This window comes from Leucobacter sp. GX0328 (assembly GCF_053567315.1).
Map to the genome: position 1 here is coordinate 339,764 of NZ_JBSGPC010000001.1, position 13,878 is coordinate 353,641.

The following is a 13,878-nucleotide window of genomic DNA, read 5'->3' on the forward strand; positions in this document are numbered from 1 at the left end:
GAGCGGTCGACTTTCGACTTCCGCCCCCGTCACAGAGGACAAGGAGCATCAATGCCCGTCGCAACTCCGGAACAGTATGCAGCGATGATCGACGCCGCGAAGCAGGGCGGTTTCGCCTTCCCGGCGGTGAACGTATCGAGCACGCAGACCCTCAACGCAACGCTGCAAGGCTTCGCCGAGGCGGGTTCCGACGGCATCATCCAGGTCACGACGGGCGGCGCCGATTACTTCGCGGGCCACACCGTGAAGAACCGCGCGGGCGGCGCGATCGCGTTCGCGAAGTTCGCCGAAGAGGTCGCGAAGTCGTACGACATCACGGTCGCTCTGCACACCGACCACTGCCCGAAGAACGCGCTCGACGACTTCCTGCTGCCCCTCGTCGCGGCCAGCGAGGAGCGGGTCGCCCAGGGCGGGCTCCCCTACTTCCAGTCGCACATGTGGGACGGCTCGGCAGTGCCCCTCGCCGAGAACCTCGAGATCGCGAAGGAGCTGCTGCCGCGCCTCAAGGCGATGGAGGTCATCCTCGAAGTCGAGATCGGCGTCGTCGGCGGCGAAGAAGACGGCGTGAGCCACGAGATCAACGATCAGCTCTACACGACGCTCGAAGACGCGGTCGACACCGTCGAGGCCCTCGGGCTCGGCGAGCAGGGCCGCTATCTCGCGGCGCTCACCTTCGGCAACGTGCACGGCATCTACAAGCCCGGCGGCGTCAAGCTGCGCCCCGAGCTCCTGGCCGAGATCCAGGCCGGCCTGCAGGCGAAGTACGGCACCGGCGAGAAGCCGCTCGACCTCGTATTCCACGGCGGCTCGGGCTCGTCGTCCGAAGAGATCGCCGAGGCGGTGCGCAACGGCGTCATCAAGATGAACATCGACACCGACACCCAGTACGCCTTCACCCGCTCGATCGCCGATTCGATGTTCACGGGCTACAACGGCATTCTGAAGGTCGACGGCGAGGTCGGCAACAAGAAGCAGTACGACCCCCGCGCCTGGGGCAAGGTCGCCGAGACTGCCATGGCCTCGCGCGTCGCACTCGCGGCGCAGCAGCTCGGCTCGGCGGGCAACTCGGTCAGCGCGTAATGGCAGACGAGCGCCCGACGAAGCCCGAGTTCGGCGAGTACGCGCCCGAGGGGTGGGAATGGAAGCCCGAGGGGGCAGACGCTCCCGACTCTCCGGGCGCCGATGCGGCGCAGCCGGCGGGGTCGGCTCCTCGCCAGGGATCAGGACAGATCCCCGGTGTGCCGCACAACCTCGGGGCGCCGGCGCGCACCGGTGCGGCGGCGGCCGCACCGTCGCCGTCGGGTGCGCAGGGTGCTCCCCCGCTCCCCGAGGCTCCTGCGGCTCCGGGCGGGTCGCGCCCAGCAGAGCCCGCTCCCTACCGCTCGGAGGCGCCCGCCCCGGCCGGCTCCGCCGTCGCGTTCGGGGCACGGCGCCCGAACCTCGCCGACCGCGTCATCACGATCATCCTGCTCGTCGTGGGCGCATTCGGGGCGCTCAACCTGGCAGCCTCGGCCAACGGGTTGCGGGCCTCGTTCGATCTCATGGCCGCGGCGCTCGAAGTCGAAGGGTTCTCCGCGCCGGCCTCGCTCGGCACGCTCGGCACGATCGGGGCGATCGTCATCTTCGCGATCTACGCGTTGAACGTCGTGTATTCGATCCAGCGATTGCGGCATGCGCGGGTCGCGTTCTGGGTGCCGCTCGTCGCTTTCGTCGTCGCGTTCATCGCGTTCACCGTGATCCTGTTCATCGCGATGGGCCAGGCTCCCGACCTCATGCAGGCCATGTCGGCCCCCGATGCACCGTCGAAGGTGCTCGACTACATGTTCGCGCAGGCCGGGTCGACCCCGTAGCCGTTCGGGCGCTGGCGCGGTGATGCCGCGTCAGCGCCGCACACGGCCGCCGATCGCACGCTCATCGGTGTTCCCCGCGGCGTCCTGGCGCAGCTCCTTCGGCAGCGAGAACACCAGGTCCTCCTCCGCGGTGATGGTGGCCTCGATATCGAGGTAGCCCGCATCGGCAAGATCGTCGAGCAGCTCCTGCACGAGCGACTCGGGCACCGAGGCTCCGCTCGTGACGCCGATCGTGCGCACACCGTCGAGCCAGTCCTGCTGCACTTCGGTGGCGAAGTCGATGCGCTTCGCCTCGCGCGCGCCGTATTCGAGCGCGACCTCCTTGAGACGTACGGAGTTCGACGAGTTCGCTGAACCGACGACGAGTACGAGGTCGGCCTGCGGTGCGATCTGCTTGACGGCCACCTGCCGGTTCTGCGTTGCGTAGCAGATGTCGTCGCTCGGCGGGTCTTGCAGGTTCGGGAAGCGTTCGCGCAGACGTCGCACGGTCTCCATGGTCTCGTCGACCGAGAGCGTCGTCTGCGACAGCCACACGAGACGGTCGGGGTCTCGGACCTCGAGCGTCTCGACGTCGTCGGGCGAATTCACGATCGTGATGTGCTCGGGCGCCTCGCCGTAGGTGCCCTCGACCTCTTCGTGCCCGGTGTGGCCGATGAGCAGGATCTCGCGATCCTGCTTCGCGAAGCGCACCGCCTCCCGGTGCACCTTGGTCACGAGCGGGCAGGTCGCATCGATGGCGTGCAGGTGCCGGTCGGCCGCCTCCTGCACGACCACCGGCGAGACGCCGTGCGCCGAGAAGACGACGTGCGCGCCCTCGGGCACCTCCGCGATCTCCTCCACGAAGATCGCCCCCATCTTCTCGAGCGTCTGCACGACGTGCACGTTGTGCACGATCTGCTTGCGGACGTACACGGGAGCGCCGTGGAGCTCGATCGCCCGCTCGACGGCGACGACGGCGCGATCGACTCCGGCGCAGTAGCCGCGGGGTGCCGCGAGCAGCACCTTCTTCTCGCCGTCGACGGGCAGGTTCTTCAAACGCCCGGTCACGCGGCGCATGCGGGGCATCGCGAGGCTCACCACGGGGGCGCCGATCGTGCGCTGATCGACGGGCGGCACAGTCTCACTCATGCTCCGGAGTCTACCCGCTGGGGCTGCGATGACCGCTCGCCGAAACCGAGGCTCCACGGGTCGAAGGGGCGCGCGGTCGGGAAGTCGCGGCGCAGCATCATGCCGACGCCGTCCTCATCGTTCGAGAGCGTCACTTCGACCCCCGTCGCCGTACCGGGCTGCGCGTTGCCCATCAGCACGCCAGCGCCCACCGATTCGAGCATCTCGCGATCGGCGGTCGTGTCTCCGAACGCGAGCACCTGATCGGTACCGATGCCGAAGTGCGCGCAGAGCGCCTCGACGGCGGAGAACTTGCGCGCGTGCACCGAAGTGCACTCCAGTACGTTGCCCGATCGGTGCACGAACATCTCGTCCGCGAGCGGCACCAACCGGCGCTCGAGCTCGTTCAGCGGCTCCGCCTCGCCGCGGAACATGATCTTGAACGTCTCGTTCTCTCCGATCGCACGCTCGACCGCGGGTCGGCCGACGTCGGTCGGCCACACACCGGTGCCACGGGCTTCGCGCAGGCCCCAGTGCCCCATGTCGCTCACGGCCCAGGTGTCGCGCCCGTAGACGCCGACGTGCACGGGGAGGTCGGCCGCGCATTCGCCGGCGCGCGCGACGGTCGGCGCCGGGATCGCCACCGCGCGCAGTGTCGCCAGGCTATCGCCGTAGGCGCCGTCCGTGCCGGTGCTCGTACCGGCACCACGAGCCTCGACGAGCGCACCGCTGAAGGTCGCGTACGAGACCGATGCGCCGAGCTCCTGCGCGATGAGCCGCGCCGAGCTCGGCGGCCGGGCCGTGACGAGGAATACGTGCGCGCCGTACTCCTCGGCGACTCGGGCGATCTCGCTCCGCGTGAATGCGGGGACGCGCTTGTCCGAGCCGATGAGCGTGCCGTCGATGTCGAGCGCGAGGGCGCGGATCGTGGGTTCGCTCATCGCTTGCTCTCCTGCAACGTCGAGATCTGGTCAGGGCCGCGGTCTGAGTCGCGGTCGGGTGGCATGCAGCGCACGGCCACGGCATCCACTCTACGGTTCGGCGCGAGCCGGTCGCCGCAGACCCGCGGGTAGGCTGGTGCCCATGGCTGACGCAGCATCGAACGCCCCCGCGACGCGCGACGCGCCCTGGCCGGTCGCGCTCATGAGCGAGAAGATCGCAGCCTGGGTCGAGCGCCTCGGCACCGTATGGATCGAGGGCGAGATCACGCAGTGGCAGGTACGCGGCGGCCACGTGTACGGCAAGCTGCGCGATCTGCAGCAGGATGCGACGGTGAGCTTCACCGTGTGGCGCTCGGTAGCCCAGCGGCTCACGGGCGAGTTCTCGCAGGGCGACCGCGCGGTCGCGCTCGTGAAACCGAACTTCTGGGTCAAGGGCGGCTCGCTCACGGTTCAGGTGCTCGAGCTTTCGCACGTGGGTCTCGGCGAACTGCTCGAGAGACTCGAGCGGCTGCGACGCCAGCTGCAGAGCGAAGGGCTCTTCGATGTCGAACGCAAGCGGCCGCTGCCGTTCCTGCCGGGCCGCATCGGGCTCGTCACCGGTCGCGATTCGGACGCCGAGAAAGACGTCATCCGCAATGCCACGCTGCGCTGGCCCGGAGTGCAGTTCGAGGTGCATCACGCCGCGGTGCAGGGCGACCGGGCGGCCGCAGAGGTAGCGGCGGGCATCGAGGCGCTCGACAGGGATCCCCGGGTCGACGTCATCATCGTCGCCCGCGGCGGCGGCGACTTCCAGAATCTTCTGCCGTTCAGCGACGAGCGGGTCATCCGTGCGGCGGCGGCGGCGGGCACGCCGATCGTCAGCGCGATCGGTCACGAGGCCGATCGGCCGCTGCTCGACGAGGTCGCCGATCTGCGTGCTTCGACGCCCACCGATGCGGCGAAACGCGTGGTGCCCGACGTGGGCGAGGAGCTGGCGCGCATTGATCAGGCGCGGGCGCGGATGAGCAGCCGACTCGGCCAGATGCTCGCCCATGAGACCGCTTCGCTCACGGCGCTGCGCGGCAGGCCGGTACTCGCCCTCCCCGAGCGTATCGTGGACGACCGCGCCGAGGAGCTCGTGCGGTGGATCGCACGCGGCACGGAACTCGCCGACCGTGCGATCGAGGACCGTGCGCGCGGGCTCGCGGAGGCGCGTTCCCGTCTCGGCGCGCTCTCGCCGCGGGCGACGCTCGAACGCGGGTATGCGATCGCGCAGCTCATCGATGCAGCGGGCACCCCCGGCGAGGTAGTGCGTGACCCCGCAGAAGCCCCGGAGGGCACCGCCCTCTCGATCGCGCTCGCCGGCGGGCGTCTGGGCGCCCGGGCCTCGCGTTAGAACGGTGGGGGTTCGCCGGTCTCGACGAACCTGACCCGGCCCTCCGGCACCGTCCGGGTCTTCCGGACGGTCGGGGACGTCCACTCGAACGTCGCATCCGGTAGCTGCACCACTTCCCAGCCGCCGTGATGCTTCACGAGATGATGATTACGGCACAAGTACCCGAGGTTCGTCATCGCGGTCTCGCCGCCATCGGCGACGGCGACCGTGTGATCGATATCGCACCGGAACCCCGGCATGCGGCAGCCCGGCCACCGGCAATGCGCGTCCCGGACCTGGAGCTTGCGCTTCTGATCCGCCGACGGCACCCGGGACTCCACCTTCCGGATGTCGCCGGTACCGGGATTCACAGTGACCTCCACCCATGAGGTCGCGGCCCCCGCGACCCGGCGGGCCATGTCGGCCGGGATGGGGCCGCAGCCCTCGAGCTCGGACTGCGGTCGTGCACCGGGGCCCGAGGATGCTTCAGGATCGGGGTCGCGTGCCATGTCGGTGTCGAGGCCGGTGTCGAGGTCGGTGTCGAGGTCGTCCTCGTGGACGATCACCTGCACGATGCCCTGCACATTCCCCGCAGCCGCCGACTCCGCGGCCACTGCCGCATCCGCGACCGTCTGGGCGCCGTCTTCAGTGGTGAAGTCGATACCGAGGAAATCGGCGAGCAGATCCGCCCGAATCTCCCCCACACCCCGCGACCGCACCACCGGCAGTTCAGTACCGGTCTTCGCGGCCTGTTCTTTCACTGCGCGTGCCTCTGCCGCCTCGGCCTGGGCGGTGGACTGCGCCATCCGAGTCAGGCGCGAGTAGATCGCCTGCGCCCGATCCACCGGCAGATACGCGCACAACACCGCCATACCGTCCCCCGCGGTCTCGAGCCACACCCGGCGGTGCTGCTGTTCGCGTGCATGACGGCCGTCGATCGATTCCCACGCATACTTCTCCGCAACCCTGCGCGCATAGGGGCGCAGCTGATTCGGGGATACCTGACGGGCTTTCTCCAGCACGAGCCGCTCATACACCGCACGACGATCTCTGATCTCCGAAGTATCTGCACTGCCGGGGATACCGATGATGCGGCCGCTGTCGGCGATCACGCCCGCATGCTGCGGCGCGACCTCCCCCGCCTCGAGCGCATGAACGACGTTCGCGTACTGGGTGGTGAGCTCGACCGCTTTCTCGATGCGCTGCTGCACCGACTGCTCCGACAACCGCGCCGACGCCGCGACATCGGCGACCGCGCTCCGGTATGCGAGCGACCGCTCCACCGGACCATCCCACGACTTCCCGGCGCCCGAAGCGGCTTCACTCGAGCCCGGCTCCCCCACCACGAGGCCCGCGTGTTCGGCGGCCGCGACGGCCCGCACATACGCATGCGCCCGCAGACGTTCCGCCTCGAGTGCGCGGGAGCGCTGCTCGATATCCTCGACCCACGACACCGCCCGATCCAGAGCACCCAGATTCGGACTGCCCGGCCCGAACACCCCGGCAGGCACGACACCCGCACGACCCCGAACACCCCCACCAGCCCCAGCACGAACTCCGGAAGTACCGGATTCCGCGGGCGCGGAAGCCGGGTCCTGGGGCGCGTGGCCTGAGGTGGTGAACATGCTTCTATTGTCCCAGTTTCCGCCGACATTCGCACCCCGAAAAGTGCTTCTGATCAGGAATTGTGGATAACTCGCCCGATTCGGGCAAAACCGCCCAAAACGCCACCCTGTGGAGGAAGAAAGAAGCCCCGAGAGCCCGGATCATGCCTCGGAAAAGCTCCGACGCGGCCCCGGAGGGCACGCGCGCGGCCGTGCTCAGTCGCGGCTCGTCATCTCGAGGTCGCTGCCATCGGCGTTCATGCGGAACCAGGCCGAGTGGTAGTCGTTCTCGACCGAGAGCGCGATCTCGACCGGGCCGATCTGCCGGGCGAACGACTCGCTGTGCACGTCGTGGTCCGTCGTACGTCGCACCGAGACGATGGTGCGGTCGGCGTCGGGCAGCTCGGCGAGCACTCGAGCCTGATCGAGCGCCCGTTCGATCGACCGCCAATCGACGTCGGAGAGCAGGAACTGTTCATCGGCATCGTCGGGTTGAATGAGTGCGGGCCCGGAGTGCTTCACGACGCCGCGCCGGTAGCTCCAGTCGTCGGTCTCCTGCTCGCCGGGCACGACGGCCGCCTCGACGGTGATGAGGTCGTCGGACACCGTCGCATTCACGATGCTGCCGTGACCGATCGAGCGCTCGAGCTCGCCGATCGCTCGCTCGAGCGGTGCCCCCTCGCGCAGGTCGGCGTGCAGCTGCCCGGTCGTGCGCAGCGCGGCGACCGACTCGACGACCGCCCCCCGATACGGCAGCACTACGACGGCCGCGGCGACCAGAGCCGCGATGACGAACGCGGCGATGCGCAGGGGCCTGCCCGTGCGACCGATGCCGATGAGCGGCCGGCGGCGCCCACCGCCGGCAGTCGGCAGCCCCGGCTCCGGGACGAGCAGCGGCCCGGCATCGGAGGCATCAGGCACGACCGGTGACGCGTGCAGAGCATCGGCGATGGGCCTCGCACTGCCCGGAACCAGAGCCACATCGGGCCCGCCGTCGACGAGCAGCACCGCCTCATGCACCGACCCGGGCTGGAAGGCGGGGATCTCGGTGACCGCGACGATGCGCTTCATCGTCGTACGGAACGCGCTGCCCGAATGCGGCTGCACCGTGAGCTCGAGCTCGCACAGCGGCTGATCGTTGATCTGGGTGCCGGTCTGTCGCAGCACATCGACCCGCGCCGCCGCACCTCTGCCCGCTTCGATCGCGGCGTCGATCATCTGCGCCGAAGGCATCTGCACACCGCTCAGCGACCGGCCCACCAGCACGAGCACACCGCTGCTGATCGCAACCGGGAGCCCCACGGCGAACCCCCACGAACCCGCCCCCGGAGGCCCGATCAGAGCGGCGACCCCGCCGCCGAGCACGAATCCCAACCCGATGAAGAACAGCAGACGCAGCACCCCGCGAGTATACCGACCGCCCGGGCGTTCAGCGGTCTGCGCGTAGAATGGGCCGTATGAGTGTCCAGACGCCGGCCGATGTCGCCGCGCTCAGCTATGAACAGGCGCGCGACGAGCTGATCCAGGTGGTGAGCCGTCTCGAGCAGGGCGGCACCTCGCTCGAAGAATCGCTGCAGCTGTGGGAGCGCGGCGAGGCCCTCGCTGCCCGCTGCGAGGATTGGCTGATCGGCGCCCGCCGGCGCCTCGAAGCGGCACGGCAGGACGGTACCGGTGCAGAGACCGGCACCGCGTCCGGCTCCGAGAACGAGGTCTGATTTGGCGAAGCAGAAGCACCCGAACGTCGTCGCCGAACTCGGCCGCCCCGAGACGCCGGGCGAGACCGCCGCGCGCAAGGCCGAGAACAGCCGCCTGTACCGCGAACGCAAGACCGTCAACAACCTCGTGCTCTCGCTGCTCGTCACACTCGGCCTCGTCGCCGTCATCTTCCTGATGGTGCCGCGCGGCGTCGGCGGATTCGACGAGCACTCGATCGACGTCGCGGCACTCGCGGCCGATGCCGAGCCGGGTGCCGGGCGCGCCCTCGCCGCCCCCGACGTGCCCGAGGCGTGGAAGGCGAAGCAGGCCGTGCTGCGCGAGCGCGACGGCCTCGTGTCGTGGCGCATCAATTACACGACCGTCGACGAGCAGTCGGGCATCGAGTCCTACGCCGCCGTCGTGCAGGGCTTCCGGGCCGACAGCGCTCCCGTCGACGAGGCCTGGGTCGCCGAACAGCTCGAGCAGCAGAGCGCCACCGGCACCGAGCAGATCAGCGGCATCGACTGGACCGTATACGACCACACCGACCGCAGCGCGGACAACGCGAACATGCTGTTCGGCTTGGAAGGCGAGTGGAACGGCAGCACGATCCTCGTGTTCGGCACCGATTCGCCCGCGACCATCCGCGTGCTGGCGACGCAGGTCGCCGAATCGCTCGGCGCATAACCCCGCAGAAGGAGCAGCAATGACGACACCACGGGTCACTCCGCAGGAAGCCTGGAACGATCTCAAGGCCGGTAACGAGCGCTTCATGCGCGACGAACTGCGCCACCAGAACCAGGACACGGATCGACGTCATGAGCTCGCGACCGGCCAGGCGCCCAACGCTGCCTTCCTCGGCTGCGCGGACTCGCGCGTCGCCGCCGAGATGCTCTTCGACTGCGGCCTCGGCGATCTGTTCGTCGCCCGCAACATCGGCCAGGTCGCGAACATGAACATGGTCGCGACGCTCGAGTACGCGGTCGCCGTGCTCGGTTCGGCCGTGATCGTAGTGCTCGCGCACGACTCGTGCGGCGCCGTAGCGGCCGCGATCGACCAGACGACCGCCGACCCCGCGCACGTGACGGAGGCGATCCACGACGAGCTCGCGCTGATCCAGCCGGCAGTGCAGCAGGAATGGTTCAGCCAGCACCGCACCACTCCGTACGTCGATGCCGCCCAGATCGACGCGAACGCGGTCGGACGCCGTCACCTCGCCACCACGATCAATCAGCTGATCCGCTCCTCGCGGGTGCTCAGCGAAGCGGTCGCGGCGGGCACACTCGCCATCGTCGGATGCCAGTATCAGCTCGCCGACGGCCACGTCGCACCGGTGACCGCCGTCGGGCAGGTCGACATCCAGCCCGCCGAATTCGCCTGAGGTCCCGCGCCGAGACGCGCACCGCTCGCGAACGCATCGCTTACGAACGCATCACCCACGAACAAAGGATGACAGTGACAGACACCGAGTACCGCATCGAACACGACACCATGGGCGAGGTCCGCGTTCCGAAGAACGCCCTCTACGCCGCGCAGACCCAGCGCGCCGTCGACAACTTCCCGATCTCGGGCACTGGCCTCGAGCCCGCCCAGATCGTCGCGCTCGCCCGCATCAAGCGTGCGGCCGCCATCGCCAACAAGGGCCTCGGCATCATCGACGCGGGCATCGCCGACGCGATCGTCGCGGCAGCAGACGAGATCATCGGCGGCGACCACCACGACATGTTCCCGGTCGACACCTACCAGACCGGTTCGGGCACCTCGTCGAACATGAATATGAACGAGGTGCTCGCGACGCTCGCCACGAAGCACCTCGGCGGTCCCGTGCACCCGAACGACCACGTGAACGCCTCGCAGTCGTCGAACGATGTCTTCCCGACCTCCGTGCATATCGCGGTGACCGGCGCGCTCATCGAGCAGCTCAAGCCGGCTCTCGCCCACCTCGCCGAGGCGCTCGAGACGAAGGCCGAGCTCTGGAAGGACGCCGTGAAGTCGGGTCGCACCCACCTGATGGATGCGACCCCCGTGACCCTCGGCCAGGAGTTCGGCGGCTACGCCGCGCAGATCCGCTACGGCATCGAGCGCATCGATGCGGCCCTCCCCCGCGTCGCCGAGGTACCCCAGGGCGGCACCGCAGTCGGCACCGGCATCAACACGCCGCTCGGCTTCCCCGAGAAGGTCATCGCCGAGATCGCCGCGTCGAGCGGGCTGCCGATCACCGAGGCGCGCAACCATTTCGAGGCGCAGGCGAACCGCGACGGCCTCGTCGAGGCTTCGGGCGCGGTGCGCACCATCGCAGTCTCGCTCACGAAGATCGCCGAAGACATCCGCTGGATGGGTTCGGGCCCGAACACCGGCTTCGCAGAGCTCCACATCCCCGATCTGCAGCCGGGCTCGTCGATCATGCCCGGCAAAGTGAACCCGGTCGTGCCCGAGGCGACCCTCATGGTCTGCGCGCGCATCATCGGCAACGACGCGACCATCGCCTGGGGCGGCGCGCGCGGCAACTTCGAGCTCAACGTGATGATCCCCGTCATGGGCACTGCGCTGCTCGAATCGATCCGCCTGCTCGCGAACGTCTCGCGCGTCTTCGCCGACAAGACGATCGACGGCCTCGTGGCCAACGTCGAGCGCATGGCGACCCTCGCCGGCATGAGCCCCTCGACGGTCACCCCGCTCAACCGCCTCATCGGCTACGAGGCGGCCGCCAAGATCGCGAAGCATTCGGTCGCGAAGGGCATCACCGTGCGCGAGGCGACGATCGATCTCGGGTACGTGGAGCGCGGCGAGCTCACCGAGGCCGACCTCGACCAGGCGCTCGATCTGCTGTCGATGACGCACCCGGGCGTCGCCAAGTAGCACGGGCCGATCAGTCCCATCGGGGGCGGGGAGTCGTCGACTCTTCGCCCCCGCTGCATTTGCGGGGGCGTGCATCGCCAGGGATCGCGGCTCGTCGCACATCGCCGCGGCACGCGCCGTGCATCCCGATGCAGCACCGCGCGAACCCGATTCATGGGGGATGCTTACGGATTCGCGCGGTGCAGGTGGAAGAGGGGCGCCGGTCGGAGCTTCAGAAGTTCGGCCGGATACCCTCTCACCTCATGAGAGCGGTCGCAGCGGAAAAGGTGACGCGACGCACAGATTTTTGATTGAATGAACTCAGGTCGTTCCACGAGGGGCGTCGAATCGGAGGATACTGCGCGATGCCGCGTCACTTTTCTTCGGGTCGCGACTCTTGTCAAGTAACAGGGGGATGCTGGGAAGATTTTCGACCCGGCGCGAAACACTCGACCGACGGGGATACACATGCTGCTTGCGACCGGGGGAGGTCGTCGCTCGGATGATGGGGCGACGGACGCGCAACTGCTCACCCGTCTGCGCGCGGGCGATCGCGATGCCTACACACTGCTCTGGCAGCGCCACATCGCCCTCGCTCTCCATGTAGCCCGTTCATACGCTCCGGGCAGCGCCGAAGATCTCGCTTCGGAGTCGTTCCTCGCGGTGTACCGCCAGGTGGCCATCGAGCAGAAGGGGCCGGAGAGCGCGTTCCGCCCCTACCTCCTCACGACGATGCGCAATCTCGCGATCAAGTGGGGGCGCGCCGGCAAGCTCGTCGATACCGACCCCGACATCGACGGGGTCGACGATAGCGACCCGCTCTCGCAGTTGAGCGACGAGGCCGAGGCCGGCGAGATGCTCGCCGCCTTCAACGACCTGCCCGAGCGGTGGCAGCGGGTGCTCTGGCTCTCGGAGGTGGAGCAGGTGCCCCGCGCCGAGATCGCCGCCGAGTTCGGGATCAGCCGCAACGCCGTCTCGGCGCTCGCCAAGCGGGCGAAATCGGGGCTGCGCGTGCAGTGGTTGACGAAGCAACTGCCCCCGGGGCTACTGGCGGACTCCGCGCACCCCACCGGACTGATCCCTGCGTTCGTCGCCGAGAAGGGCACGTTGGCGGCGACCGACCGACGCAGCCTCGAGCACCACCTCGAAGCCTGCGCGCGCTGCGCCGGGCTGCACCAGGAGCTGCGCGCCCTCGACCGCCGCACCCGCAGCACGACCCTCGGCGTGGTCGGTTTCGCCGCACTCGCCGGCATCATCCCCGCGAGCGGCACCGCGGCCGGCACGGGCACTGCGGCGCTGCTGTTCGGAGGCGTCGCCCTCGGCACGACCGCCGCAGCGGGCATCGGCGCATTCGCCGTCGGCAGCATGCTGACCGCTGCGCTCGTGCTCGGAGGGGTTCCGCTCGGCACGGCGTCTACCGGCGCTCCGCAGGCCGACGGCCGGGGCACGACCACGACCTCGGGGCCCGCGTCGACGGATGACGGCACGCAGACCGGAGATGACCCGGCCGGGTCCGAGTCGACGGACACGGAGCCGGCTTCGGGCGAGCTCGTCCCCCCGCCGTCCGAGAGCCCGGAGAGTACGACGCCGCAGCTCGGCCGTGGCATCGACGACCCGGCAGTGCAGACCATCGATCTCGCCGATCCGTCGACGATCGAGGTGGGCCCGAAGCCGGCACCGCCCGAACCTTCCGTCCCGTCGGCGGGCCCGGGCACCGGCCCGGCGTCCGGCGGCAGTACCGCCCCGAGCCCGGGGCTCGATCCGATGCCGGCCGCCCCGTACTTCATCGCACCGGACATCACGGGCACGGCCGCGCCCGGCGATGAGGTCCGCCTCCGCCTCGCTGGCTCGGAGTACGTCGTGCCCGTCGCGGATGACGGCAGGTGGAGGTTCGCAGCCAGCTCGCTCGACATGCAGGACGAGGGGGCGTTCGCCTACGAGGTCTGGGTCGTGCGCGAGGGTGTGGCTTCCCCCGCGCAATCCGGAGAATTCGTGCTCTCGGCACCGCTCATCGAAGGCATCCCCGAGGGCGATGCGATTCTCCTGCCGGAGGCATCCACGACCGGCTACGTCATTCGGCTCACCGGGCCGCCGAACAGCACGGTCTTCGTCATCCACGCGATGTCCGGCTCGACTGCGCTCGTCCCGCTCGATCAGACGGGCACCGCCGTGCGCCGGATGCGCTTCTTCCAGACAGGTACGCAGATGTTCTTCTTCACCGCGTACAACGGTGCGAATGCCGGCCCCGTGGCTCTGAGGTCGCCGATCATCGACGACCCATCGGGAGGGTCGTTCGATCCCTGGGGAGCCGGAGGAGTGTCGGACGGCACCGTCTTCGACTTCGTCGACCCCTGATTCGACGCACGCGCGTCACCTTTGCCGGGTTGCAGACTCTTCACTCAGTAAGGGGAACGATCCACCCGCTGCGACGACGTCGCGCAGCGCGCACCACGAACCGAAAGAATCACTATGCACCAGAATGTTCAACG

12 protein-coding genes are annotated in these 13,878 nt (G+C 69.2%); 8 read left to right on the plus strand and 4 right to left on the minus strand.

Annotated elements, in window-relative coordinates; translation table 11 throughout:
• The first annotated feature begins 51 nt into the window (after positions 1–51).
• The gene (fbaA, locus tag ACUYTF_RS01550; protein ID WP_434141222.1) at positions 52–1,080 is read left to right on the plus strand and encodes a class II fructose-bisphosphate aldolase; all 1,029 of its coding nucleotides are present in this window, start codon (positions 52–54) and stop codon (positions 1,078–1,080) included.
• Positions 1,080–1,850 (plus strand): DUF6264 family protein, encoded by a 771-nt coding sequence (locus ACUYTF_RS01555; protein ID WP_434141220.1) that lies wholly within the window; start codon positions 1,080–1,082, stop codon positions 1,848–1,850. Before fbaA ends, ACUYTF_RS01555 begins: the two co-directional genes overlap by 1 nt.
• A 30-nt stretch (positions 1,851–1,880) precedes the next feature.
• Here the strand turns inward: ACUYTF_RS01555 and ACUYTF_RS01560 are convergent, their stop codons facing one another.
• Positions 1,881–2,915, minus strand: a complete 1,035-nt coding sequence (locus tag ACUYTF_RS01560) for a 4-hydroxy-3-methylbut-2-enyl diphosphate reductase (RefSeq protein ID WP_434141673.1) — start codon at positions 2,913–2,915, stop codon at positions 1,881–1,883.
• 59 nt (positions 2,916–2,974) lie between these two features.
• Positions 2,975–3,898 carry an HAD-IIB family hydrolase gene (locus ACUYTF_RS01565; RefSeq protein ID WP_434141218.1) on the minus strand — a complete coding sequence of 308 codons (924 nt, stop codon included), beginning with the start codon at positions 3,896–3,898 and terminating at the stop codon, positions 2,975–2,977.
• Between the two features lie 142 nt (positions 3,899–4,040).
• Between ACUYTF_RS01565 and xseA the strand changes: the two genes are divergently transcribed.
• Positions 4,041–5,273 carry an exodeoxyribonuclease VII large subunit gene (xseA, locus tag ACUYTF_RS01570; protein WP_434141216.1) on the plus strand — a complete coding sequence of 411 codons (1,233 nt, stop codon included), beginning with the start codon at positions 4,041–4,043 and terminating at the stop codon, positions 5,271–5,273.
• Here the strand turns inward: xseA and ACUYTF_RS01575 are convergent.
• Both ACUYTF_RS01575 and ACUYTF_RS01580 read right to left on the minus strand, forming a co-directional pair.
• On the minus strand, positions 5,270–6,706 hold the full coding sequence (locus tag ACUYTF_RS01575; RefSeq protein ID WP_449279224.1) for an HNH endonuclease signature motif containing protein: 1,437 nt from the start codon (positions 6,704–6,706) through the stop codon (positions 5,270–5,272). The genes xseA and ACUYTF_RS01575 overlap by 4 nt on opposite strands.
• Positions 6,707–7,072: 366 nt before the next feature.
• Positions 7,073–8,257 (minus strand): hypothetical protein, encoded by a 1,185-nt coding sequence (locus ACUYTF_RS01580; protein WP_434141212.1) that lies wholly within the window; start codon positions 8,255–8,257, stop codon positions 7,073–7,075.
• A 56-nt stretch (positions 8,258–8,313) separates the two neighbouring features.
• Here ACUYTF_RS01580 and ACUYTF_RS01585 point away from each other — a divergent pair, with 56 nt between their 5' ends.
• The 5 genes from ACUYTF_RS01585 (at position 8,314) to ACUYTF_RS01605 (ending at position 13,744) form a co-directional block, all read left to right on the plus strand.
• Positions 8,314–8,571, plus strand: coding sequence for an exodeoxyribonuclease VII small subunit (locus tag ACUYTF_RS01585; protein ID WP_434141211.1), 258 nt, complete (start codon positions 8,314–8,316; stop codon positions 8,569–8,571).
• A 1-nt stretch (position 8,572) separates the two neighbouring features.
• Positions 8,573–9,238, plus strand: coding sequence for a DUF4245 family protein (locus ACUYTF_RS01590; protein ID WP_434141209.1), 666 nt, complete (start codon positions 8,573–8,575; stop codon positions 9,236–9,238).
• A gap of 19 nt (positions 9,239–9,257) precedes the next feature.
• The gene (locus tag ACUYTF_RS01595) at positions 9,258–9,932 is read left to right on the plus strand and encodes a carbonic anhydrase (RefSeq protein WP_434141207.1); all 675 of its coding nucleotides are present in this window, start codon (positions 9,258–9,260) and stop codon (positions 9,930–9,932) included.
• Between the two features lie 68 nt (positions 9,933–10,000).
• Positions 10,001–11,410, plus strand: coding sequence for an aspartate ammonia-lyase (locus ACUYTF_RS01600; RefSeq protein ID WP_434141205.1), 1,410 nt, complete (start codon positions 10,001–10,003; stop codon positions 11,408–11,410).
• A gap of 447 nt (positions 11,411–11,857) precedes the next feature.
• Positions 11,858–13,744, plus strand: a complete 1,887-nt coding sequence (locus ACUYTF_RS01605) for a sigma-70 family RNA polymerase sigma factor (protein ID WP_434141203.1) — start codon at positions 11,858–11,860, stop codon at positions 13,742–13,744.
• Positions 13,745–13,878 lie beyond the last annotated feature (134 nt).